Origin of the sequence: Tateyamaria sp. syn59 (genome assembly GCF_007995245.1) — a bacterium.
Classification (GTDB): domain Bacteria; phylum Pseudomonadota; class Alphaproteobacteria; order Rhodobacterales; family Rhodobacteraceae; genus Tateyamaria.
Window position 1 is genome coordinate 116,033 of the sequence record NZ_VCBA01000001.1, and the last position, 24,120, is coordinate 140,152.

23 protein-coding genes are annotated in these 24,120 nt (G+C 60.0%); 13 read left to right on the forward strand and 10 right to left on the reverse strand.

The features are described from left to right. Nucleotides 1–88: 88 nt before the first annotated feature. Complete coding sequence (thrS, locus tag FD715_RS00590) at nt 89–2,047, reverse strand: threonine--tRNA ligase (protein ID WP_147103683.1); 1,959 nt, start codon at nt 2,045–2,047, stop codon at nt 89–91. An 87-nt stretch (nt 2,048–2,134) separates the two neighbouring features. Continuing rightward, nucleotides 2,135–3,298: an MFS transporter gene (locus FD715_RS00595; RefSeq protein WP_189799378.1), complete on the reverse strand. Its 1,164-nt coding sequence runs from the start codon at nt 3,296–3,298 to the stop codon at nt 2,135–2,137. Between the two features lie 171 nt (nt 3,299–3,469). On the opposite strand from FD715_RS00595, the gene FD715_RS00600 reads away from it, so the two are divergent. Further along, the gene (locus FD715_RS00600; RefSeq protein ID WP_076626896.1) at nt 3,470–3,682 is read left to right on the forward strand and encodes a hypothetical protein; all 213 of its coding nucleotides are present in this window, start codon (nt 3,470–3,472) and stop codon (nt 3,680–3,682) included. Here FD715_RS00600 and FD715_RS00605 read toward each other — a convergent pair. The 3 genes from FD715_RS00605 to FD715_RS00615 all read right to left on the reverse strand — a co-directional run bounded on the left by FD715_RS00605 (nt 3,667) and on the right by FD715_RS00615 (nt 5,520). Then, nucleotides 3,667–4,131: a GNAT family N-acetyltransferase gene (locus FD715_RS00605; protein ID WP_147103689.1), complete on the reverse strand. Its 465-nt coding sequence runs from the start codon at nt 4,129–4,131 to the stop codon at nt 3,667–3,669. The two genes, FD715_RS00600 and FD715_RS00605, sit on opposite strands and share 16 nt — an antisense overlap. 195 nt (nt 4,132–4,326) lie before the next feature. Next, a complete protein-coding gene (locus FD715_RS00610) occupies nt 4,327–4,743 on the reverse strand; it encodes an MAPEG family protein (RefSeq protein ID WP_147103692.1) in 417 nt (138 codons plus the stop codon). Between the two features lie 3 nt (nt 4,744–4,746). Next, the gene (locus FD715_RS00615; protein ID WP_147103695.1) at nt 4,747–5,520 is read right to left on the reverse strand and encodes a helix-turn-helix domain-containing protein; all 774 of its coding nucleotides are present in this window, start codon (nt 5,518–5,520) and stop codon (nt 4,747–4,749) included. A gap of 122 nt (nt 5,521–5,642) precedes the next feature. On the opposite strand from FD715_RS00615, the gene FD715_RS00620 reads away from it, so the two are divergent. From FD715_RS00620 to FD715_RS00650, 7 genes are all read left to right on the forward strand, one after another. Next, nucleotides 5,643–6,395: an alpha/beta fold hydrolase gene (locus FD715_RS00620; RefSeq protein WP_147103698.1), complete on the forward strand. Its 753-nt coding sequence runs from the start codon at nt 5,643–5,645 to the stop codon at nt 6,393–6,395. Between the two features lie 72 nt (nt 6,396–6,467). Further along, nucleotides 6,468–7,814, forward strand: a complete 1,347-nt coding sequence (locus tag FD715_RS00625; protein ID WP_147103701.1) for an MFS transporter — start codon at nt 6,468–6,470, stop codon at nt 7,812–7,814. Next, nucleotides 7,804–8,685 (forward strand): carboxylesterase, encoded by an 882-nt coding sequence (locus FD715_RS00630; protein WP_147103705.1) that lies wholly within the window; start codon nt 7,804–7,806, stop codon nt 8,683–8,685. The genes FD715_RS00625 and FD715_RS00630 overlap by 11 nt, the downstream gene beginning before the upstream one ends. Before the next feature lie 17 nt (nt 8,686–8,702). Continuing rightward, nucleotides 8,703–9,317 (forward strand): hypothetical protein, encoded by a 615-nt coding sequence (locus FD715_RS00635; RefSeq protein ID WP_147105105.1) that lies wholly within the window; start codon nt 8,703–8,705, stop codon nt 9,315–9,317. 123 nt (nt 9,318–9,440) lie between these two features. Then, complete coding sequence (locus FD715_RS00640) at nt 9,441–10,502, forward strand: transporter substrate-binding domain-containing protein (RefSeq protein ID WP_147103708.1); 1,062 nt, start codon at nt 9,441–9,443, stop codon at nt 10,500–10,502. Next, nucleotides 10,502–11,554 (forward strand): transporter substrate-binding domain-containing protein, encoded by a 1,053-nt coding sequence (locus tag FD715_RS00645; RefSeq protein ID WP_147103711.1) that lies wholly within the window; start codon nt 10,502–10,504, stop codon nt 11,552–11,554. Before FD715_RS00640 ends, FD715_RS00645 begins: the two co-directional genes overlap by 1 nt. A 104-nt stretch (nt 11,555–11,658) precedes the next feature. After that, nucleotides 11,659–12,369: an alpha/beta fold hydrolase gene (locus tag FD715_RS00650; protein WP_147103714.1), complete on the forward strand. Its 711-nt coding sequence runs from the start codon at nt 11,659–11,661 to the stop codon at nt 12,367–12,369. Nucleotides 12,370–12,408: 39 nt separating this feature from the next. Here FD715_RS00650 and FD715_RS00655 read toward each other — a convergent pair whose 3' ends face one another. From FD715_RS00655 to phaZ, 3 genes are all read right to left on the reverse strand, one after another. Continuing rightward, on the reverse strand, nt 12,409–14,523 hold the full coding sequence (locus FD715_RS00655) for a hypothetical protein (RefSeq protein WP_147103717.1): 2,115 nt from the start codon (nt 14,521–14,523) through the stop codon (nt 12,409–12,411). An 82-nt stretch (nt 14,524–14,605) separates the two neighbouring features. Next, nucleotides 14,606–15,187 (reverse strand): DUF6151 family protein, encoded by a 582-nt coding sequence (locus tag FD715_RS00660; protein WP_147103719.1) that lies wholly within the window; start codon nt 15,185–15,187, stop codon nt 14,606–14,608. Nucleotides 15,188–15,190: 3 nt separating this feature from the next. Then, the gene (gene phaZ / locus FD715_RS00665) at nt 15,191–16,465 is read right to left on the reverse strand and encodes a polyhydroxyalkanoate depolymerase (RefSeq protein ID WP_147103722.1); all 1,275 of its coding nucleotides are present in this window, start codon (nt 16,463–16,465) and stop codon (nt 15,191–15,193) included. 147 nt (nt 16,466–16,612) lie between these two features. On the opposite strand from phaZ, the gene FD715_RS00670 reads away from it, so the two are divergent. The 3 genes from FD715_RS00670 to FD715_RS00680 all read left to right on the forward strand — a co-directional run bounded on the left by FD715_RS00670 (nt 16,613) and on the right by FD715_RS00680 (nt 19,532). After that, nucleotides 16,613–18,418, forward strand: coding sequence for an alpha/beta hydrolase (locus tag FD715_RS00670; protein ID WP_147105108.1), 1,806 nt, complete (start codon nt 16,613–16,615; stop codon nt 18,416–18,418). Nucleotides 18,419–18,559: 141 nt separating this feature from the next. Next, complete coding sequence (locus FD715_RS00675) at nt 18,560–19,009, forward strand: phasin family protein (RefSeq protein WP_147103725.1); 450 nt, start codon at nt 18,560–18,562, stop codon at nt 19,007–19,009. 112 nt (nt 19,010–19,121) lie between these two features. Beyond that, nucleotides 19,122–19,532, forward strand: a complete 411-nt coding sequence (locus FD715_RS00680) for an NUDIX domain-containing protein (protein WP_147103728.1) — start codon at nt 19,122–19,124, stop codon at nt 19,530–19,532. Here the strand turns inward: FD715_RS00680 and FD715_RS00685 are convergent. Then, nucleotides 19,524–20,399 carry a LysR family transcriptional regulator gene (locus FD715_RS00685; RefSeq protein ID WP_147103731.1) on the reverse strand — a complete coding sequence of 292 codons (876 nt, stop codon included), beginning with the start codon at nt 20,397–20,399 and terminating at the stop codon, nt 19,524–19,526. The two genes, FD715_RS00680 and FD715_RS00685, sit on opposite strands and share 9 nt — an antisense overlap. A 99-nt stretch (nt 20,400–20,498) precedes the next feature. Between FD715_RS00685 and FD715_RS00690 the strand changes: the two genes are divergently transcribed. Further along, nucleotides 20,499–21,407 carry an NAD(P)H-binding protein gene (locus FD715_RS00690; RefSeq protein WP_147103735.1) on the forward strand — a complete coding sequence of 303 codons (909 nt, stop codon included), beginning with the start codon at nt 20,499–20,501 and terminating at the stop codon, nt 21,405–21,407. Nucleotides 21,408–21,513: 106 nt separating this feature from the next. Beyond that, a complete protein-coding gene (gene phaR, locus FD715_RS00695) occupies nt 21,514–22,071 on the forward strand; it encodes a polyhydroxyalkanoate synthesis repressor PhaR (protein ID WP_147103738.1) in 558 nt (185 codons plus the stop codon). Between the two features lie 145 nt (nt 22,072–22,216). Here phaR and FD715_RS00700 read toward each other — a convergent pair whose 3' ends face one another. Beyond that, nucleotides 22,217–23,983 carry a calcium-binding protein gene (locus tag FD715_RS00700; protein ID WP_189799380.1) on the reverse strand — a complete coding sequence of 589 codons (1,767 nt, stop codon included), beginning with the start codon at nt 23,981–23,983 and terminating at the stop codon, nt 22,217–22,219. Nucleotides 23,984–24,120 lie beyond the last annotated feature (137 nt).

The following is a 24,120-nucleotide window of genomic DNA, read 5'->3' on the forward strand; positions in this document are numbered from 1 at the left end:
TATCAGATGTCAGAAGATGGGCCGAAATCCCCTTGGATTCCGGCCAATTGTTGCAGTCTGCTGCATCTTTTGTTGCAAAAACTGATGTTTATCGCAGGTCTGGCGGTGTTGCGTCTTTACCGAGTTGTGCAGCAACGTCGGTCAGTGGTTGCACGCTGGTCTGCTTTTCGCCGAGGCGGCGCACGGACACGGTCTTTTCCTCAACCTCGCGCGCTCCAACAGCGAGGATGACAGGCACCTTGCCCACCGAGTGTTCGCGGACCTTGTAGTTGATCTTTTCATTGCGGATATCGGCCTCGGCCCGCACGCCTGCTGCGCGCAAGGTCTCCACGACCTCTGCGACGTAGTCATCCGCTTCCGAGGTGATGGAGGCTACGACGACCTGACGCGGCGCGAGCCAGAAGGGCAGCCTGCCTGCGTGTTCTTCGATCAGGATGCCAATGAACCGTTCGAACGACCCAAGGCAGGCGCGGTGCAGCATCACCGGCCGATGTTTCGCCCCGTCCGCGCCGATATAGGTCGCGTCCAGACGTTCCGGCAGCACGAAATCCACTTGGAAAGTACCGCATTGCCAGTCCCGGCCAATCGCATCGGTCAGCACGAACTCCAGCTTCGGGCCGTAAAACGCGCCTTCACCCGGGTTCAACTCGGGCTCTACCCCGGCTGCCCGTGTTGCGGTCAGCAGGGCCTCTTCAGCCTTGTCCCAAGTCTCGTCTGATCCGGCGCGGGTCTCTGGCCGGTCCGAGAACTTGATCGAAAAGTCTTCGAACCCGAGATCCTTATAGATCTCGGTCAGGAACCCGATGAACCGCGCGCATTCGCTGCCGATCTGGCTTTCCTCGGCAAAGATGTGGCCATCATCCTGCGCGAAGCCGCGCACACGCATGATCCCATGCAGCGCGCCCGACGGCTCGTACCGGGCGCAGGACCCGAATTCGGCCATACGCAACGGCAGGTCGCGGTACGACTTCAGTCCGTGCTTGAAGATTTCAACATGGCACGGGCAGTTCATAGGCTTCAGCGCGTTGATCGCCTTTTCGCGTGCGTTGTCCTCGTCCACTTCGACAATGAACATGTTTTCCTGGTACTTTTCCCAATGCCCGGACTTTTCCCACAGGTTCCGGTTCACCACTTGCGGGGTGTTCACCTCGACATAGCCGCCTGCATGCTGCTTGCGGCGCATATAGTCTTGCAGTTGCGTGTAAATGGTCCAGCCGTTCGGGTGCCAAAACACCTGACCGGGAGCCTCTTCCTGCATGTGAAACAGGTCCATTTCACGGCCCAGCTTGCGGTGGTCGCGCTTGGCGGCCTCTTCCAGCATGTTCAGGTGCGCGCGCAGCTTTTCCTTGCCGGTGAAGGCCACGCCATAAATGCGCTGCAACATCGCGCGGTTTGAGTCCCCGCGCCAATACGCGCCTGCGATGGACATCAGTTTAAACGCATCCCCCGGCACCTGTCCTGTGTGCTGCAGGTGCGGGCCCCGGCAAAGATCCTGCCAGTCGCCATGCCAATACATGCGCAGCGGCTCGTCGCCCGGAATGCTCTCGATCAGTTCAACTTTGTATGGCTCGCCCCGGTCTTCGTAGTACTTGATCGCCACATCGCGGTCCCACACCTCCGTCCGCACGGGATCGCGCTTGTTGATGATCTCTTTCATCTTCTTTTCGATTAGGCCGAGGTCCTCGGGAGTAAAGGGCTCTTCCCGGTCGAAGTCGTAGTACCAACCATGCTCGATCACCGGGCCGATGGTGACCTTGGTGTCGGGCCAGATCTCCTGCACGGCGCGGGCCATGATGTGGGCGAGGTCGTGGCGCACGAGCTCATTGGCTTGCGCTTCGTCCTGCATGGTGTGGATGGCGACCGTTGCGTCGCCCACAATGGGCCACTGCAAATCCCAGTGCTGACCGTCCACGGTCGCGCTGATCGCTTTCTTGGACAGGCTCTTGGAAATGCTCTCTGCAACGGCAGCGGGGGTCACGCCTACATCATAGGCGCGTGCATTGCCGTCGGGAAAGGTAAGGGAAATCTGGTGCTGATCCTTGGCCATATCGGCATCCTCGTCAGTTTGGCGCCCACGGAACGCCCGGTTGCTAGGGTATGTGTACCGGCGCTTTGACAGGCGCAGCGGCGTCCGTCAAGCGGTCTGTGCAATCGGCGCGCGTTTGATCGACACGGTGAGATGCAACAGCGCCAGTGCCGATCCGATCCCGGCAGCGAGACCGATATAGATAACGCCAAATTTGTCGATGACCCATCCGCCCAATGCGGAACCCACGGCCGCGCCGACATAGATAGCCGCTGCATTCAGCGCGAGGACAACAGGGGCCTGCGCTCCGGCCAGCCCGATCAGACGCATCTGTTGCCCCGCCATAAACGCCCAGCCCGACGTGGCCCATCCCAGCGCGAGCAGGATGACCGCAAGGTCCGATTGTGGGAGAAGCGAAAACATGGGCATGAGCACGATCTGACAAAGACACAGCAGCGTTAGCGTCTTTGCCCATCCGATGCGATCCGCCATCATGCCACCTGCGATGTTGCCGATGACCGCACCCACACCAAAGATGGCCAGCACCAGCGTGACGCCGTCGCGGCCATAGCCCATGGTTTCGCTCAGAAGCGGCGCGATGTAGGTGTAAAGGATGTAGATGGCCCCCAGAAATGTCCCCGTAAACAGCACGGCCAGCATCATCCGCCCGTTGCGCAGCACGCCACCAAGATCGCGCAGGGACACGGGCTGAAAGCTCAGCCCCTTGGGCACAAAGATCCAGACCAGGGCGATAGCAGGCAGGGCGAGCGCCACGACCACCCAGAAGGCCCACCGCCACCCAAAGGTATAAGCGATCCAACTGCCCGCCGGCACGCCCACGACCTGGGCCAGCGTCAACCCGAAAAAGACCGCCGCCAGCACGCGCGCGCGCATCTCGACGGGGTAAAGCGCTGCAGCCACTGCTGCCGCGACAGGCGTGAACATGCCCGCACCTGCGGCTGCCATAACGCGCGCGATGCTCAGGACCACCATATTGGGCGCAAGCGCCGACAACAGCGCTGCAGCAAGGAACACGGACAGACCAAACGCCAACACGCGGCGCCGACCGACAGCGCCCGTGAGCGACACCAGCACCGGGGACAAAATTGCATATCCGAGCGCATACGCAGTCATCAACACGCCTGCTGACGCAGGCGAGATCGCAAAATCCGCGCCCAGCGGTTCCAGCACGCCCACAACGACAAAGCCCCCAACCCCGATCAGGAAGTTGCAGGCGGACAGGATGGGGATCAGCAAGCGCGGTGGGTTCATAGCCCGGTTATGGCGCATATTGAGGCAGCTTCAATGCAGCATACAAAGGCATGCCGAAAAAACGACAGAAACACGTGAAAAACCGACCTTTTGCACTGGACGGGAGGCGACGAATCCGTGATTACAAAGATGTTCACTATCGGAAACTTCTGATCGCAAGAGGAACGCGCAGTGCCCAAGTACAACAAGACGTTTGAATTGTCCGTTGAAGACCTGGACCTGATCGAGGATGCGCTGCGCGCGTCCAAAAACGCAGCCATCAATGATGATCTCGCTTCGAAAGCGGCGAATGACAATGTGCGCCAGATCCACGATCTGCTGGGGCGGCTCCACAATCAAAAGACATTCTACCGCCCCGCCAAGGGGCCTTATGTTGGCGGCTGAACCAGTTTCAGACTGAAGCGCGGGCCTGACCCGCTTCGGCGCAGGAAACCGCTGCGCTCGTAAAATCGCATGGCCTTATGATTTTCGGGATGCGTTCCGACGGTCATGAAGCGGCACTGTTGCGCCTCACACTCGTCCCGACAGCCTTGCACCAGCGCGGCACCGACACCGTTTCCGCGCGCATCTCGGGCCACAAACAAATGGTGCATGTCCATGCCGCGCGCCCCAAACTGCAGCTGCGCCATGGGCAAAAGCGCTGCGTATCCCACCAGTTGCGACCCTGCATCGGCCACCAGCACCGTCATCCAGGGGCGGTCGCCCAGCACATCGCGGGCCAGCGTGTCCGCGTCTATGTTCGGCGCGTCGTCATGGCAGGCGGCGAGCCCCTTGATCATTGTTACGACCTGCGGGACGTCCGCTGCCGTCATCTTACGTATGTGTATGGGCATCTCTGCCGTCTCCTTTTGAACGCGCCGCGTTCGGGAAGGCAGGGAGAAAAGCCGCTCGAACGCGGCTTTGGTGTTATGCAGACACACCAAAAGCACGCAGGGTATGCGTGCCAAAGTAATACCAGTGTGTCATGCGGTTGTTCATACGCCTACTCAAACCGGCAAAGCCGCGCCCGTCAAGGGCGCGGGCCGGCATCAAGCCGCAAAAAGCGCCCAACCCATGAGCAGGCAACACACCCAACCGCCGGTAAAGATCAGCGGTCGGGCGGGAAAGCCCGCCGCGCCAGTGATGTAGCCGACCGCATGTGCGATCCGCAGCAGCAGAAAGGCGATGCTGGCCCACAGCGTAAGCGCCGTAAAACCGTCTACACGATCCACCAGCAGAACCAGCACGGCAAATGGCGCCGATTGCTCCAGCAGGTTCAGATGCGCCCGGTATGCCCGACGCACCCACGGGCGGTGCACATTCGGGTCGGGCGGGAGGACAAAGCCGTCAGGCGCATCAGCCGGGATCGATCCCTTGGGGGCGGTGTTCACGCCGACGATGTACGGAATCCAGAGGGACGCCGCCATCAGCGCGAGGATGCCCAGAACACCAAGTTCGGTCGCCATGAGTTACGCCTCCGCCTGATCCATGGGGCCGATATGGGCGTCTTCGCCGGTCTCAAGCCAGGTTTTCAGGCCCGCCGCCCAGCGCACCCAGCCATCGGCCACGCCTTCACCGGGCACGGCGGGTTCGCCTAAGTCGTAATGTTCGACGGTCAGGCGGACAAAATCACCCTCGGGACGCATCAAATACACCACGCGGCTGGCCGGGATCTCGGTTGTGGGGTCCCAATGCGGCTCAAACGTCCATTCCTGGCGGCTTTTGGGGTCCGATGACAGCAGCCGGTTGGTCAACATGGGCGAGCCATCGGGAAAGTGCATGGTGATGGCATCCCCTTGGCGCGTCGCCTTGCTGCAAATGAAGTGGTAGTGCGGTACCGCATTTTCATCGAGCAGCACGTCCCACAGCCGGTCTTGGGTGGTCTTGATATATGTCTCCATCACGAAATCGGGTTTGGACATTTCGGGGTCTCCTTCGTCTTCAAGCTGATGTTTGAGGTCGAGTACCGCTCGGGCCGCAGGTTTGACCCGGTAGGGGTCGATCCAACGGTCAATCGCTTCCTGCAGTGGCAGGGCGTTGAGGTAGTGGTGCTTGAAGCGCCCCACCTTTTTCGTGGTGATCAGCCCGGCCTCTTCCAGCACGCCCAGATGCTTCATGACCCCGAAGCGGGTCATGTCGAGCAGCCCCTCCAAGTCTTGCAAGGTCTGACCGTCGCGGTCCCGCAAGCTGTCGAGCAGTTTGCGGCGGGCGGGGTCGGACAAGGCTTTGAACAGATCATCCATCCAATCCTTATATGTGATTAAATAGTCACGTGACAATATGGTAACGTATAGAATTTGCAGCGACCGGGATGGACAGTCGCCAGATGCTTGCGGATGATCCTCCAAAACGCGGGAGGGTGGACATGAGTGAACCGGACTATCTTGAGACACCGCAGGGGCGGCGGCTGGCCTATCACTGGACAGACGGGACGGGGCCGTGCGTCGTGTTTCTGGGTGGTCTGAAATCAGACATGGAAGGGACTAAGGCCATCCATCTCGAAGCATGGTGCCGGGCGCAGGGTCGCGCCTTTCTTCGGTTCGACTATTCAGGCCACGGTGAAAGCTCCGGCACATTCGAAGAAGGATGCATCGGCGACTGGGCTGAAGACACAGCGCACGCTCTGAACACGCTCACAACCGGCAAGCTAGTCGTCGTTGGCAGTTCCATGGGGGGGTGGCAATCGCTGCTTTATGCCCGCGCGCATCCGGACCGGGTCGCGGGCCTCGTCACAATCGCAGCAGCCCCCGACTTTACCGAAGACGGCTATTGGGCCAGCTTCACCGACGCACAAAAGGCCGAGCTGGAGGCCAAGGGCCAGATCGCCATGCCCTCGGACTACATGGAGCCTTACATCATCACCAAGCGGCTGATCGAAGATGGGCGCAACAAGCTGGTCCTGCGCAGCCCTTTGTCGCTGCCGTTTCCCGTGCGCGCGTTGCAAGGCACCGCGGACACTGCCGTCAGTACCGAAACGGCCATCCGTCTCCTGAACCACGCTGACAGCCCCGACATGCGGCTGACACTGGTCAAGGACGCCGACCACCGCTTTTCCGACGACACATGCCTGCGCCTGATCAAAAAGGCGGTGACAGAGGTGAGCGGTCTGGGAAGGTGACGTCGCGTTTTGTTGGCGCTGGCGGTGAATTTGGACAAGGTGGCGCGCACACGGACCGGGGGAGGGGACGATATGGCGCTGTCACGCGGGCAAAAAGCGGGCTGGGGCCTTGCCGATATGGGCATTGTGGTCTTTGTAGTGGTCAAGCAACTGCTGGTGCTGGCCTTTCTCACCTCGGTCCTCGGAGTACCAGTCGGCCTCGCAGGTGCCATCACCACCGGAATCCTCGCCTTCGACATCATCACTGATCCGCTCATCGGCTATTTGTCGGATAACACGCAAACCCGTTGGGGTCGCCGCGCACCCTGGATGATCGTGGGCGCCGTGGTGATGACTGCAGGCACAGTCGCCATGTTCATGTCGCCCTCGACCGGCACGTCCGGTGCCATGTGGGTCGCCGTGTTTTTCGTCGTGGCCACCATCGGCTTTACCATGGTCGTTATTCCCTATGGCGCCACGGCAGGTGAGATGACGCAAGACCCGCGCGAACGCTCTGCCATGACAGGCTGGCGCATGGCCTTTGCCTCGATCGGTATCCTGATCGGTGGCGCACTGATCCCCGGCCTCGCCCAAGGCAACGGCTATGATGGGGCTATGTTGATCGCTGCCCCGCTGATCGTTTTGCCGATCTGGGCGTCGGTCTGGTTCACGCGCAGGGCTCCTCGGATCACGCAGCGCAGCGAGGTTGGCTTGCTGGCTTCCCTGGGCCTCGTCCTGTCGAACCCTGCCTTTGCAACGCTTGTGGCGCTATACGGCGTGATGACACTGGCCGTCGCCACGATCACAGCCGGTCTGCCCTTCGCTGCGCTATACCTGGTGCAAGACACGGGCGACACGTTGCTGAGCGCCGCGGCCCAGGCGCTGTCGATGCTTTCACTGCTTTTTGCCGCCTTCGTAGCGGGTGCAATTCTCAGCCAGGTCATCTGGGTGCTGGTCTCCGGACGTCTTGGCAAACTGTTCGCGCTGATCCTCGGTCTCGCCCTCTACATCGCGCTCCTAACGACGCTCTACACCTTCCTGCCCAGTACCAGTGCGACGGTGATGGCGGGCATGTTCGTTCTGGCGGGTATGACGAACGGCGCCTACCAGCAGATCCCCTGGGCTATGTTCCCGGACCTGATGGACGTGACGCGGCGTGAAACGGGGGCCGCAATCGAGGGGGCCTTCTCCGCCATCTGGATCTTTGGCCAAAAGGTCGCCAACGCCATTGCGCCACTGTTTCTGGGGCTTGTCTTGTCTGCCTATGGCTGGGAGGAAACGACCGAAGGCTTTACCGATCAGACCGATGCAGCCATCGGCGCCCTGCGCGTGTCAATTACGCTGCTGCCCGCGTTGATCATGGCTGTGTCGATCCTGGGCCTCCTGCTGATCTACCGCCCTCGCGCGCGCGCCCTGCTCGGAGCCGACCATGCCCTTTGACCCTGCATCCATCGGCCCAGACATCGACGTCTATTTCGCTGACGCCGAAGCACGGTTCGCCGATATCAAACCCGGCACGGAAAAGCGCGTCGTCTGGGCTTCTGCCCCCGGAACGCGCACGGACTGGGTCGTCGTCTACATCCACGGCTTCTCTGCAACATCCGAAGAAATCCGTCCCGTCCCGGACCGCATTGCAGCTGATCTTGGTGCAAACCTCGTCTTCACCCGGCTGGCGGGTCATGGGCGCGCGCCCGACGCCATGGCTGAAGCAACAGCCGACGCCTGGACCGACGACGTCACGGAAGCGCTGACGGCGGCACGTGCGGTGGGCGACAGGATTATCGTGATCAGCACCTCGACCGGTGGCACCATCGTGACGGCGCTGTCTCAAAACACAGCAGTGATGGAAGACGTCGCCGGTTTCATTTTCGTCGCCCCAAACTACGGCATCAACAACCCGCTGGCACCCCTGCTGAAATGGCCGCTGGCACGGCACTGGCTGCCCTGGATCGGTGGCAAGCGGCGTACATTCGTTGCGCGCAGCGAACGGCATGCGGCCTTCTGGACGCTCGACTACCCAAGCGTCGCGGTCATGCCGATGGTGCCGCTGATCGACCAAGTGCACGCGCTTGATCATGCCAAACAAACCATACCGGCGCTGTTCTGGTACGCGGAACAAGACAACATCGTCCTGTCTGACCGGACCAAAACCATCGCCGCCAAATGGGGCGCACCAACCAAAACAGTCCACCCGGTGATGACACCGCAGGACGATATCGAAAGCCATGTGGTCGTCGGCGACATCCTATCCCCGGGGCAGACGGAAACTGCGGTCACTGGCATGTGCGACTGGATCAGGGGGCTCGACTGATGCGACGTCCGGGCAGCATGTGGAGCCTTGAAAACCTCGGGCGCGTCCGGCTGTCGAAACACTTCTACATGCGCGACTTTCTTTATTCGGAAATCGGCAACTACCACCAGATCCAGAACCTGCCGCGCGACCCCGACCTAGCCATCGCCAACGGCTCGCAACTCTGCACCCAACTGCTCGACCCGCTCGAAGAAACCTTCGGTCGGCTCGCTATCCGCTCCGGCTACCGCTCGCCGGAGCTCAACCAATACGGCAATGACAACAAGCTGAACTGTGCCCGCAACGACAACCCCATCGAATGCCACATCTGGGACTGGGGCGATGGGGACAAGTCCATCGCAGGCACGTCACTCGCCATCCCGTGGTTCACGGACCAGTACGAACAGGGGCGTGACTGGCAGGACCTCGCGTGGTGGATCCACGACCACTTGCCTTACTCCGCCATGTGGTTCTTTCCCAAACTCTGCGCCTTCAACCTTGATTGGCGGCCCGTCCCGCAGCGCATGATCGGCAGCTACATCGCGCCCAAGGGCCTGTTGCTGCGGCGAAGGGAAGAACCGACCGAAGCACCGGAACAACGCCAAGCACGATATGCTGATTTCCCACCGTTCCGAGGAATCGCATACCCCTGATGCGGTGGCCGCGATCCGCGCAGTGTCAATAGCTATACTTCCCCACAACATTTGGTTTGTGAGTTGACTGCCGCCAGCAAAATAAGGGATTTTGCCGCCCAATAGAACCTGGGGGAACAGGCAATGAAACGATTCTTGGGGGCGGTGGCGCTGGTGCTGGCGGCAACTGCGACCACTGTGGCAGCGCAGGCCTGCGGCGGGGTGTATACGGTGAAACGGGGTGACAGCCTGTCTCTTATCGCCGACCAACAGTACAAGAACGCGTCTACCTGGACCGAAGTGCATCGCAACAACGTATCGGTCATTGGCGAGAACCCGAATTCTATACGCGCTGGTATGGAGTTGCGATTGGGCTGCATCGACGGCCTGCCAAAGGGCCTGCCAGGCGGGGCTGCAGTTGTGGCAACCACCGCCGAAGCCAAGCCAACGCGTCGCAAGCTGGAGCAGTCGATCAACATCGTCACGGCGGGTGACTTCGCCCCCTTCACCGATCAGGCGCTTGAAAATGAGGGGCTGATCACGGACGTCGTACGCACCGCCATGCAAAGTTCGCAATCAGCGAACAACTACAAGGTGCACTGGGTCAACGACTGGTCCTCGCATCTCGATCCGCTGATGACCAACGCCATGATGGACATGGCCTTTCCCTGGTACAAACCCGATTGCGCAGGCTCGCCCGACAACTACCGTTGCACCAATTTCCACTTCTCCGACCCGATGTTCGAGATGCTGATCCTGCTGTTCGTGGACAAGACGCGGCCGATCCCCTTTGCCCAGGACAGCGACATTGAGGGCCGCACGCTCTGCCGCCCGGCGGGCTACTTCACCCACGATCTCGACCGCGCCGACCGGCGCTGGATCAGCGATGCGAAGATCACCTTGAAACAGCCGCAAACGGTCAAGGGCTGCTTTGACATGCTGGTCGCGGGCGAGGTGGATGCCGTGGCCATGAACGAGTTTACGGGCCGCGCCGCGATCAAGGATCTGGGGCTGAAGGACCGGGTCGAAGTGGTGCAGGGCCGGCCCATCTCTATCGAAGGGCTGCACGTGCTGGTCCACAAAGAGCACCCGCAGGCCGACGCGCTTCTGTCCACGATCAACGGCGGCCTCGACGCGATCAAGCTGTCGGGCGCGTATCAGCAGGTCATCGACAGGCACATGTCCAAGATCTGGGCTGGGTTCTGATGCCGCTGCGCAAGGTTGCTGCCGCTTCCGTTATGTCGCTTGGCTTTGGGTCGGCGGCCGCGGCATGCCAGCCATCGGTCCTGGTGGCGCCGGGCGACACACTTTTTTCGATTGCCGAAGATCAGCTTGGGGACCTCTCGCGTTGGTCGCTGATCTTCTACAACAACCCCGACATTCAAGGTGGCAGCCTGCTCGACCTGCCCGCAGGTGCCGTATTGTCGATCCCGTGCCCCGACGTGGCCGCGCAACCTGCAGCACCAGCACCGTTGGTTCAGGCGGATCCTAAACCGCTGCAACAAGAGACCGAAGCCGAGATCAAACTGGTCACCGCCTCGAACTATGCCCCGTTCACTGATCTAAACTGGCCGGGGCAGGGGATGCTGACCGAGCTGGTCAATGCCGCGTTCGAAGCGACGCCGAACCCGCTGACATACTCCATCGAATGGGAAAACGACTGGTCCAGGCACCTCTTCCCCATGCTCGACAGCAAGGAGTTCGACATGGGGTTCCCGTGGTTCAAGCCGGACTGCGATGGCAACCCGTCGAACGAACGCTGCGCGAACTTCCATTTCTCAGACCCGCTGGTCGATCTGGTGATCTTGTTGTTCGCCCGGAGCGATGCACCGCTGACGTTCGAGCAAGACAGCGACCTGCACGGTAAGACGCTTTGCCGACCCGAAGGGTACTTCACACATGATCTGGACCGCGCCGACCGGCGTTGGCTGACTGACGGGCTGGTGACGCTGAAACAACCCGCCACGCCGGATGACTGCTTTGCCATGCTGGTCGCGGGCGAGGTCGATGCGGTGGCCTTGAACGAATTTCTGGGCGTCCAAAAGATGTTCGAACTGGGCCTCACGGATCAGGTCGCGCCCCTCTCCCGCCCCGTGTCCATCGAGGGGCTTCATGTGCTCATCTCGAAAAGTCATTGGCGGGGGACCGCGCATCTCTACCGCTTCAACGCAGGTCTTGCGCGACTTAAGCAATCGGATCGCTATAACGAGATTGTCAGCCGCCATTTGGCGCTGTTCTGGGATCAAATCAAAAGCTGAAACCGGACAGGGCTTGTCGCTCTTGCGGTGTCGGGCCATGGTTAACAAAAAGTAAACGACAAAAGACGGCAGGCAGTGCATGAAGAGACTGACAGGGCAGGGGCATGGCTGAACCCCTTGTTTTTCTTCCCGGAATGATGTGCGACGCGCGGCTATTCGGCCCGCAGATCGCTGAATTGTCCGCCGAGTTCTCGGTGATGGTGGCGCCCGTCACGCGCGGCGAGCGTATCGAAGAGATTGCAAGCGGGCTTCTTGACGAGTTGCCGCAGCGCTTTGCGCTGGCGGGGCTGTCCATGGGCGGGATCGTCGCGATGGAGATCCTGCGCCGCGCGCCCGACCGGGTCACGCGTCTGGCGGTGATGGACACCAATCCCTTGGCTGAGACGCCTCAAATCGCCGCCGCACGCGAACCGCAGATCGTCAAGGTGCGCACGGGCAAGATGCACGAAGTGATGCGGGACGAGATGAAGCCGAACTATCTGGCCCCGGGTCCATATGTGAACGAAATTCTGGATCTGGTCATGGACATGGCCAACGCCTTGGGGCCCGATGTGTTCATCCGGCAATCCCGCGCGCTGCAACGGCGTCGTGACCAACAGGGCACATTGCGGAAGTGTAAGGTGCCGACGCTTGTCCTGTGCGGCGCGCATGACGCGCTCTGCCCGGTAAAACGACATACGTTCATGGCCGAATTGATCCCCGGCGCCGAACTCAAGGTGCTGGAAGATGCCGGACACCTACCCACGCTCGAAGCACCGGCAGAGACCACACAGGCCCTTCGCGACTGGCTGAAGCAACCGCTGATCCTACGATAAGCCGGATGTGTCCCCGCGGGGACAAAACCCGTCGCCCGTCTAATCTGCTGGGGTTTCTTGGGCAGGAAGGGGCCTGTTGAACAGCTTGAAGCCCACGTCGTCCCACATGCGCGTCCATACCTCGTAATCGGTGAAATAGCCCAGGTGACCGGCCGCATTGACGTCGAGGTTCTGATGCACGCCGGTGTCCTCGTCGATGCGCGTGCCGACATAGTCGTCAATTCTGTAGATGTTGTGCCATTCCAGACCGGTGGGCATCTTGTCGGTGGACACCTTAAACGCATGGGGAAAATAGTGGCGATACACATGCGTGACAGGAGATCCCATCGTGATCAGCGTGACGGGTGGGCTCCCGTAGTCTTTCAGCAAGTCATGCACCCTGCCGCTTTGAAGCATCTGTGTGGCGATCACTGTCCCCTGTGAATGCGAGATGATGGTGATGCGTGACGGTGTTATCGCTGCGAGCGTGTAGTGCAGCACCTTTGTGAAACGTCTGTTGATGTCGTTGCGCAGAGTAAAATTGGCGCGGTACTTGCCCGGTTTTACGCGGCAAATGCACCGCTCCTGAACGGCGTAGGATACGATATCGCGCACCACGCCCAAGGCACCGGCCACAAAGGATGGAAAATTGTAGATCAACACGCCAAGACCGAGGGCAATGGCACCAATGATGCCGTTGCGCGCCTCGTTAAAGGCCACGAAGTCCATTGCGCTGCGCGCATAGGTGCCCTCTGCCAAGATGGCCGGTTTGAACTGCTCGTCCAGAAACAGCGCAACGGCCAACGCAAAAACGGCAGCTACGAACAATTTGAGAAAGAAGGACAAAAAGGGATGCAGGATGACCCGGCCGATCCAGGGCGAAGGATCTGGTTTGCGCAGCGATGCATGTTTGAACCGCCGTAGGATCACCAGCAGAAAGGCCGTCGCGAGAAAAACGCCCATTGCGTAGATCGACAGGCCCAGCGTATCCTGCGCGTCACCGAACTGGCGCTCGAATATGCCATGCAGGAAGCCGGCGGGTTGATGCGCCTCGTGTATCGGTGTGTGGGCGGGATGGCCCCGCGCCGTGCTCAGCCGCGCCACCAGACTGGTGAACAGAAGCCAGAAGGATGACGTGAAGGTCATCCAGAACATGATCATTGCCCCCACGATCGCGGGATATAGCGTGTCGGATTGTCCGTTTGCCGGTTCGTTTCGCGACCGGGGCGAGACCCAGCTGCTGACGAGGACGGCAAAGCCGAGGCCGATGGTCAAAAACCACGACGCCTCGAGCGCCTTGACGGTGAAGGTCACAAAGCATTCAAGCGTCCCGTTCGGGTCTGCGCGCAACTGGAATGCGTCCAGATCATCGGGCGGTGCTGGGCAAAGCGGGCCGCTTGTCCCCCAAAAGAGCGACATGACTGAGGCGTGCACACTTTCGATCCCGTGGGCCACCCAGCCCATCATAGGCCAATGATAGCCCAGCCAGATCAGGACTATGAGCGCCCCGAACCCGGTCAGCCCAAGAGTGAAGATCTTGATCAGGTAACTCAACCGGGCAACGGCCCAGATCAGTGCCGAGATGGCCAGCGCGATAAGCCCCTGCGCCAGCAAAGTGGCCGCCGTCGGGATTTGCACGCCGATGTCCAGCGGCGTCGTATCGATCAGCAAAATCACTGCGCCGATCAACAGGATCGCATTGAGCGGCGCGACCAGCCCGTAGAACGCCCATGTGAACCCGTGAAACAGCGCAATGGAGGGCTTGGTGCGGGTATTCTCGACATTGTCCATCCCGATGTAGCCAAGACCGAGGATCACGCTGAGCAGGTCAAACGCGGTGCGGAAAAACCCCTGCGGTGCGGGCGATTTGTCGGCCCAGAACACCTCCGCAAAAACCGTTTCGGTATCACCGTCACTGCTTTGGGCCGGGCGCACGCGGCGTAGGTTCACCGGAAACAGCTTGGCGTTGCGCGGCGTGCCGTCGAATTCCCGTTCGGGCAGTTCGATCAGGTCGCGATAGACATCGACCGGTCCATTGCCCCTGCGAGCTCTCGGGACGGTCGTGCTTGTGCCGTCGACAAGATCGGTGGTCGCCGCGCCGACAATGGCATCGACCGTGTCGCCAGGCTTCTGTTCGCCGATGCCATGTACCGCCAGGATCAGGTGCCGACCCATATCGTTCCCCAATAAAATTAACCAATAACGGGAATTCTGTCGTAAGCGCAGGCGCTGCGTCAAGGCGTGGCCCTAATTTGGGCTAGTTGGCGGCTGGATAGAGTGCTGCGCGCTCCGCCTCGGGCACCACGTGGATGTCGCGCACAGGCCGACCGTCTGCCGTGAAGAACGGCGTTTGTTTCCATCGCCCCGTCAGAAACCGAGGGAGTGCACGGCCGATGAAACCGGCCATGAATTTCAAAGCGCCTTCATGTCCGCGCTTGCCGTTGGCCTTGCGCACGAACGCGCGTGCCTTCACCGGGCCAAGAGGGCTGTCATCTGCCAACCTGTCCGTGCGGAACGATGCAAAAGCGATCTTCGGTTTGCGCGCGGTGTTGAACAGGATCGCACCGCAGCATCGGACCTGCCAGCGCAGCAGCCCGGTGTCTGAAAGGGAAAAGACGGCCAGTTGATCCTCGCCCGCGTCAAAACGCACGCGATCCGGCACTGTTTGATAGAGTTGTACACCGCCCGGCGCCGGATCGGGTTGCCCGGCATAGAGTTCTGTGGCGCGGCAGTCGTGGCAATAGCACTCAATGCGGGTGCCGTTCGTGGGAGACACACTCAGGAGCGTCCCCCGCAGTTTTCCGCAGTCGCAGGCGAAGGGAAGATCCACGCCTGCCACGATCTACGCCGCCTTGTTTTTGTTTGCGGCTTTCTTGCCGGGGGGCGGGGGGGAGTTCGCGTCGATGAAATCCAGCACCAGCGGACGGATATTATTGCGCCAGCTCTTGCCCGCGAAGATGCCATAGTGACCGGCGCCCGGCTCTACATGACTGGCCTTTTTCTCATCCGGTAGGCCGGTGCACAGATCCAGTGCCGCCACGCATTGACCGGGGGCAGAGATGTCATCATTTGCCCCCTCGACAGTCTTGACAGCGACGGTCGTGATCTTGCCGATGTCAACGGCCTTGCCGTTGACGGAAAAGGTGTTTTTGGCGATCTCGCCGCGCTTGAAGATGCGTTCGACCGTCGACAGGTAAAACTCGGCCGTCATGTCCATCACGGCCAGGTATTCGTCGTAAAACCGGTTGTGCTTGTCGTGGTCGCTGGCTTCGCCGCGCGCGGCGCGGCCGATCTGGTCGGTGAACGCCTTCGAGTGTTTTTCTGCGTTCATCGACATGAAGGACGCCAGTTGCAAAAGGCCCGGATAGACCATGCGACCGACGCCGGGGTATTTGAAGCCGACGCGTTGGATCATCATTTCCTCAAGCTGGCCCATGGTGACGCGGCGGCCAAAATCCGTGACATCCGTTGGCGTCGCATCGGGGTCGATCGGCCCGCCAATCAGTGTCAGTGACGCGGGCTGCGCCTTGGGGTCTTCCTCCGCCAGGTAGGCGGTGGCCGCCAGCGTCAGCGGAGCCGGTTGGCAGACCGCGATCACGTGCGTGTCGGGGCCGAGCTCGCGCATGAAGTCCACGAGGTAGAGCGTGTAGTCCTCCACATCGAACTTGCCTGCGCTCACCGGTATGTCGCGCGCATTGTGCCAGTCGGTGATGTAGACCTCACAATTGACCAGCAGCGATTTGACGGTCGAGCGGAGCAGGGTCGCATAGTGACCCGACATCGGTGCGACAAGCAGGATTTTGCGGGGTTGGGTCTTGCGCCCAGAGACATTGAAGTGGATCAGATCGCCGAACGGTTTTTTCATCACCTTTTCGATGTTCACCAGATGATCGCGACCGTCTTCGCAAGTGAAGGTGCGGATGCCCCAGTCGGGTTTGGCCACCATCCGCTCAAAGGTGCGTTCCGTGACCTCGCCCCACGCCGACATGACCTGAAGGGCGGGGTTGGGCAGAGCGGCAAAGGCGGGGTACGCGCCAATGGCTCGCGCGGTTGCACCCAGCCACTGGTTCGTGTTCCGGACGGTCTCCATGAGATCATAGTTCAACATGTAGCGCATGGCGCTCTCCTTCACTCTAGGGGCGGGTACGCACTCCCGCATCGGACGGTTTGTCGCTTTGCCCCCTGAAACATGCGACCATACATAGGCGGCGCCAGTGCAAAGCACGGATGCTGCATGTGCAAAGACTACGGGGAAGACCTTTACATGACAACCAACGACACAACCGATGGTGCTGTCACAAGCGAAAACCTCGACAAATTGAACACAAATCTCCGCAAGGTTGAGGAGCTGACGCAGCGACTCACCCAGGTTTTGACGCACCGCAGCACGCACAATGCAGCCCTCGACGGTCCGAATCAGGAGCTGTTTCAAAAGGCCGCGACGGCCTATTGGACCGAAGCGTTCCGCGATCCGGCCAAATTGCTCGAACATCAGTTGCAGTTCTGGTCCAAGTCCGTGACCCATTTCGTGGAAGCCCAACAGGCGCTGGCGCAGGGCAAGCTGCAAGCGCCCGCCGACCCCGGTCCCAAGGACCGCCGCTTTGCCAATCCGCTCTGGGACACGCACCCCTATTTCAACTACGTCAAGCAGCAGTACCTGATCAACGCGGATGCCGTTGCGCAGGCGGTCGAGGACGTGTCGGAGTTGGAGCCGGTCGAAAAGCAGCGCTTGGCCTACTTCTCGCGCCAGATCGTGGACATGATGGCACCCACCAACTTTCTGGCCACCAACCCGGATGCACTGGAAAAGGCGGTCGCGACCGAAGGGCAAAGCCTGATCGACGGGCTTGAGAACCTGATTTCAGACCTTGAGGCCAACAATGGCGAGCTGATCGTGAAGCTGGCCGATGATAAGGCGTTCGAGTTGGGCGGCAACATCGCCACGACGCCTGGCAAGGTCATTTATCGCAACCGCATGATGGAGCTGATCCAGTACACGCCGACGACCGAGAAGGTGCACAAGACGCCCGTCGTCCTGTTCCCGCCGTGGATCAACAAGTTCTACATCCTTGATCTGAAACAGCAGAACAGTCTGGTAAAATGGATCGTTGATCAGGGGCACACGCTGTTCGTCGTATCCTGGGTCAACCCTGATGCGGCCTATGCTGGTGTCGGGCTCGAAGATTATGTCGAGGACGGGTATCTGGCCGCGATCCGCGAAGCCAAGGCGATCACCGGCGAAAAGCAGGTGAATGCCATCGGCTACTGCATCGCCGGCACCACGCTGTCGCTGGCCCTCAGCCTGCTGAAGCAGCGCAAGGACAAGTCGATTAAATCGGCCACCTTCTTTACGGCGCTCACCGATTTCAGCGATCAGGGTGAATTCACGCCCTTCCTGACCGACGACTTCATCGACGGGATCGAAGCGGAGTGTCACGACAAGGGCATCTTGCCCTCGATCATCATGGCGCGGACATTTACATTCCTCCGCTCAAACGATCTCGTTTATACCCCGGCGATCAAAAGCTACATGATGGGAGAGACGCCGCCAGCCTTCGATCTGCTGTATTGGAACGGGGACGGGGCGAACCTGCCTGAGAAGATGGCGATGCAGTATCTGCGCGGTCTCTGTCAGCGCAACGAATTGGCCGAGGGTGGGTTTGACCTGCTGGGGCACACGCTGAAACTGTCGGACATCGACGTGCCGCTCTGCGCCATCGCCTGCGAGACGGACCACATCGCGCCGTGGAAAGACAGCTATCGTGGCATTCAGCAGATGGGGTCCAAGGACAAGACGTTCATCATGACCCAGTCGGGCCACATCGCAGGGATCGTGAACCCGCCCACCAAGAACAAATATGGCCACTATACGAACCCGGATCTTGCGCTTGATCATGTGGCGTGGAAGGCGACAGCAGACTTCAACGAAGGGTCGTGGTGGCCGCGCTGGGGGGCTTGGTTGAAAAAGCGGGGCGGGGCCATGGTCAAGGCGCGCGAGCCGGGTGATTCTAAGCACCCCGTATTGGAAGACGCCCCCGGCACCTACGTGACGGTCAAGGCAAGGCCCTGAATTCCCTACTGCTTTCCGCTACGGAAATTTTTTGTGCTGCACTGCAGCATAAGGCTTGATTTGCTGCGTTGCAGCATGTATATCTTTCGCAGACGCAGAAACACCGGGATGACCCGGCAGGGCGCAAAAGGATTGAATACAATGGCTAAGCAGACACAAGACATGACCGCAATGTTCAAAGACATGATGGGCGCATTTCCCGTCGACACAGCGGCCATGGAAGACGCATTCAAAACAGCTTCCACGCTGAACGAGAAACTGAGCCACGTGGCAATCGACGCGGCTGAAAAGTCGACCGAGATTTCCTCGAAGTGGACGAAAGAAACGCTGGCCAAACTGGGCGACATGTCCAAAGCCAAGGCAGAGCCTGCCGACTACGCCAAGGCGATGACAGACTTCGCGTCGTCCTACGCCGAAGTGACAGCCGAGCACATGGCCGCCTTCGCTGAAGTTGCGAAAAAAGTGCAGATGGACACCGTCGAGCTGATGATGGCCGCAGGCAAGGACATGAGCGAAGACGCGCAAGCAGCCGTCAAGAAAGCGACCGGCGACATGACCGCCGCGGCCAAGAAAGCTGCTGCTGCGAAGTAAATCGCACAACGAGATATCGCATCAACTTTCCTCCCTGAAAGATGCGATGACTTTGGCGGGCCACACTTGGCCCGCCTTTTTCTTTTCCAGCATGTGAGAGAGAGCGCACAGCATGACTGTCCGCAAGGCGCTGGTTTTCATTCTTCGCGGCCCGGACATCTTGGTGTTTCGCCACCCGCTGGCGGGTGTGCAACTGCCCAAGGGCACCGTTGAAGCGCATGAAACCACACTGGCAGCCGCACGCCGTGAAGTCTTTGAGGAGGTGGGGCTGGTATTGACCGGGCCATTGATCCCTTTGGGCGCTTGGGTCTGCCCATCGCTGCCTGCGACATGGCATGTTTTTGTCGCAGACGCGCCATCCGACGCGCCAGACGAATGGCGTCATGCGCCAACAGGCGGGGGCGAAGAAGATGACCTGACGTTCGACGTCTTTTGGACAGAAGCCGCCAATGCGCGCACTCTTCTGCACCCGTTGTTCCTGCCTGTGCTCGACATGTTGGAGCAGTACGCGCGGTCACGCTGACAATGCCTGCGCCAGCCAGTCGTACACCCGCCGCACCCGCGGAATGCGCCGCAGGTCGGGATGGGCCGTCAACCACAGCGGCATGCTGCCTGCGTCCCCATCCCGCGAAACCCGGACGACGCGTGGATCCGCATCCCCGACCTGCACTTGAGCAAACCCAATACCATAGCCCGCAATCACCATGTGCCAGCACAGCACCTGATCATCGCTGCGAAAGGCAAAAAAATCGCGCCCGACATTCAGGCCAAGTTCCGCAAACCCGTCGATGATCAGGGTGCTGCGATCATAGCCGATAATTGTGTGATGCCGCAGATCCTCCAGCCGCTCGGGCGCGCCATGTTTCTCGATGTAGGCAGGCGTGGCGTAGGCGCCCAGGGGCAGGTCCGTGATGTGTCGCGCGATTACGTCGGGTTGCGTGGGCCGGTACATGCGCAAGGCGATGTCGGCCTCTCGCCTCAGCAAATTCTCGGTGCTGTCCGATGCAACCACCTCGATCTGGATTGCCGGATAGGCGTCATGCAGCTCCATCAGGATGGGCGGCAGGATGAAGTTGGCGACGACGTGGCTGGCTGTCAGCCGAACCGTGCCTGCGATGTCAGAGCCATGCCCATCCCGCGTCCTGTCAAATCGCGTGGCTGCGTCCGCCATCGCAGTGGCATGGACGAGCAGATCGGTCCCGTCATCCGTCAGCACCATGCCACCGCTTGATCGGTCGAACAGGCGCGTCCCAAGCGTTGCCTCAAGCTGTGCGATATGTCGGCTTAGTGTGGGCTGGCTGCTGCTTTGCGCGCGGGCCGCAGCGGACAGCGAGCCGTGCTCGGCAACAGCCGCAAAGGATTGGATCTGGGACCAGTCGGGTTGGGACATCTATTCATTTTTGAATGATCAATTTCGAATTGGGGCGGATTATATTCGAAAGTGGTTCCCTTAGATAGAGCTCAGATCAACAGATAAAGGGCGTTTCACATGTCATCAGTCATTGTTTTGGGGGCCAAGGGCCGGTTTGGGCGCGCAGCGGTGCATGCGTTCGCAGAGGCCGGCTGGCGCGTGACGCGCGCGGGGCGTGGGCTGGATGGTGCAGCCTGTGTGGAGGTCGATGCCACTGACACGGCCGCACTCGTGTCTGCCTGCGCAGGCCAGGATGTGATCGTAAATGCTGTCCATCCACCGTATCACCATTGGGTCACGACTGTGCCCCGCATCACGCAAGCGGTAATCGCTGCGGCCCGCGCATCGGGTGCGACGGTGATGATCCCGGGCAATATCTATAACTATGGGCGTGAGATGCCGTCGGTTTTGCGGGAAGACACGCCATGGGTCGCCAATACACGCAAGGGCGGCGTTCGCATCCGTATGGAGCAGGCCTTCCGCGATAGCGGCGTGCGCACCATTGTGCTGCGCGGCGGCGACTTCATCGACACGCAACCCTCCGGCAACTGGTTCGAAAGCTACATCGCGCCCAAGGCGGGGCAGGGCAAGCTGACCTATCCCGGCCCGCCCGACCTGATTCACGCCTGGGCTTACTTGCCTGACATGGCGCGCGCCATGGTGGGTCTGGCTGAGCGGCGCCGCGACTTCGACACCTTCGAAGAGTTTGGTTTTGGCGGCTACGCGTTGACCGGCGATGACCTGATTGCATTGGTCAAACAGGTTATGGGCAAACCGATGCGCGTGTCGCGCCTGCCCTGGTGGGCGGTGCGCGTGATGGGGCTGTGGTCGCCTCTGATGCGCGAAGTGGTCGAGATGCGCTATATCTGGTACCGCCCGCATCAGGTTGACGGCACCAAACTGGAAAAAGCCCTACCGGACTTTCGCGTCACGCCGGTCCAGGACGCGATTGCGACATCCCTGCAGAAAGATACGGAGGCGTACTGATTCACGCAGAAAACGCTGAAATTGCCGCATCTGCACACACCCTTTCTTTTTGTCCACACCCCGCCTAAGCTGCAATGCAGCACGCGGCATCGGGGAGATCAGGCACGTGACAGAAAAACCAGCACCTTTGTTGATCAAGCGATATGCCAGCCGACGGCTCTACAACACCGAAACCAGCGACTACGTCACGCTTGAAGACATCTCTGGCTTCATCCGCGACGGGCGCGAGGTGCAGATCGTGGACCTCAAGACCGGGGACGACCTGACGCGGCAATACCTGCTTCAGATCATCGCCGAACACGAAAGCCGTGGCGAAAGCGTGCTGCCGGTCGACGTGCTCAACGATCTTGTGCGCAGCTACATGGGCGGTGGGGCGTCCGTGGTGCCGCAATTCCTGCAAGCATCGTTCGAGATGCTGCGCGACGGGCAAAGCAAAGTGATGGAAAACATGACCGCGATGAACCCCATGACCAAGATGCCGGGTTTCGAGGTGATGCAGGCCCAGCAGGAAGCGTTCATGAAGGCTATGACCGGCGGGCTTGGCACCGCTTGGGGCGCGTCCGGTCCGGTACCGGAAACAGACGAAAAGGGCGAGGGCGAGGATCTGGACGCGATCAAGAAGCAGTTGGCGGAATTGCAGGACAAGTTGTCGAAGCTGTCGTGACTGCGTTGGAAATATGTGTTTTGCAACGCTGCGGTTTTGAACATGGAAGACCGTAAGCGCAACTTGCCTGTCTGAAACTTTGACATTCGGGCCTTTGATCGATGCCATGGCACCCGACGTTGCGTAACGCCGGGTGCCTGTCAGTTTAAACTTCAAAGAAGTCGCTGAAGGTCAGGCCAGTCACACCGCTCACTAGAATACTGGAGTCTGACGAGCCGTCACCGTTAACATCCAAGATCACCTGAGTGGATGTTCCATCAATTATCCTGAGAAAGAACTCAGCGCCACCGGATCCCGTGAAACTGTCAACCAGTTCGTAAAAGGAGTCCGTCTTGTTCGTTTCCTCGATGTCTATCTGGTCCACACCGCGCTCGAAGTCGGCAATGATGTCGGCCCTGCTTAAGTCCCAATGGCTATCGCCGCTACTTCTGAATTCAAAGATATCTGGGCCATTGCCTCCGTACAGCGTGTCCTGCCCGCCATCTCCGACAAGAAGGTCAAGTCCATTGCCACCCATCAGAAGATCGGCGCCAGCACCGCCGTAAAGGACGTCAGATGAACGACCGCCATCCAAAACGTCGTTGCCAACTCCACCATCCAAAATGTCAAAACCATTACCGCCAATGAGCGTATCCTGACCCTCCTCGCCGTATAGACTGTTGATGAAACCGTCGCCGGCGACCAGACTGTCAGCCTGTGCACCTCCATGAAGAGTGTCACTGCCGCCGCCGCCGATCAGTGTATCATTCCCGGCATCACCGGAAATCTCGTCATCGCCGGCGCCGCCCTCAATTCGGTCGTCGTCGTCGCCACCATGCAAGGTGTCGTTGCCATCGTTCCCAAACAGGGTGTCCTTGTTGTCTCCGCCCGACAAGCTGTCATCGCCAATTCGGCCATAAAGCTCGTCTCGGCCCGTGCCACCGAACAGAGTGTCGTCGCCTGCGCCACCGGACAGCAGATCGTTGCTGGCGCCGCCGTGCAGAATGTCATCGTCTTGGCCGCCAAATATACGATCCTGGTTCGCGCCACCGATGAGCGTGTCTTCACCATTTCCGCCAGAGAGGAAGTTTTCGCCGTTCCCGCCGACAATACTGTCGTTGCCTTCGTCGCCATAAAGTTGGTCGAAGTCATCGCTGCCTAGTAACGTGTCGCGCCCTTTGCCACCATAGACAGTCGCACTTTCACCTTGCCGTCCGTCAAAGAGGTCGTTGCCGCCTTCGAGGCGAACTTCACCGTCAATCTCACCCGAATTGAACACTTTCTGGGCTGTGTCGTTGCCCAGGATCGCGGTCTCTTCCCTGACACTGATACGTCCGCTGTTTCGAATGATACCGCCCAAGGCCTCGTCGGTGAATTCGATGGCCATGCTGTCCCCTACAATGACGCTGAAGTTAACGATTTCAGCGTCTTCGGATGCGACGACAATCGCCGTGCTGGCAGAGATTACACCAAGCCTCTGGTTCAAAATGTAGTTGTCTTGCCCCTCAATCATGAGGCCGATGCCGCCAAAGTCGGCCTCGATCCTGCCGGAATTTACCACAGTGCTAAATGCCGAGTTGAGTTTGACCCCGACCTCACCCCCGCTGATCCCGAAAACGCTCTCATTCACGAGCGTATTCAGGACACCCACAAGCTCCAGCCCGGTCTCGGTCCCTCGGATCGTGCCGCCTTCATTTGCGCCGTCACGATTGTAGACGACGCTTTCGGACACAGCGGCCTTCAAACCGGTCCCATTTCCTAGAATCTTTCCGAAATTGGTGATGCTTTGTCCGGCACCTCCGCTGATATCAAGTGCTGCAGGCCGGTCGCCGACAGAGTTGCCAATGGTCACCTCTGTCCTGATCAGATAAGGGCCGTCATTGCCGTCAAAGACCAGTCCTTCGTCGGTGGACTCCAAAAATCTCGTTGCCATTTTTTGCTCCTGAGTTGCGCCCGGTTCAAATGTGTCCGGACAATTCGCAAGGCCCCCCAGACAGCGGTGCCGCCATGGGGAATAGCGCGAAACGTCTTTGGCGCGCGCAACAGACATGCCTACAGAACCCGGTGAAG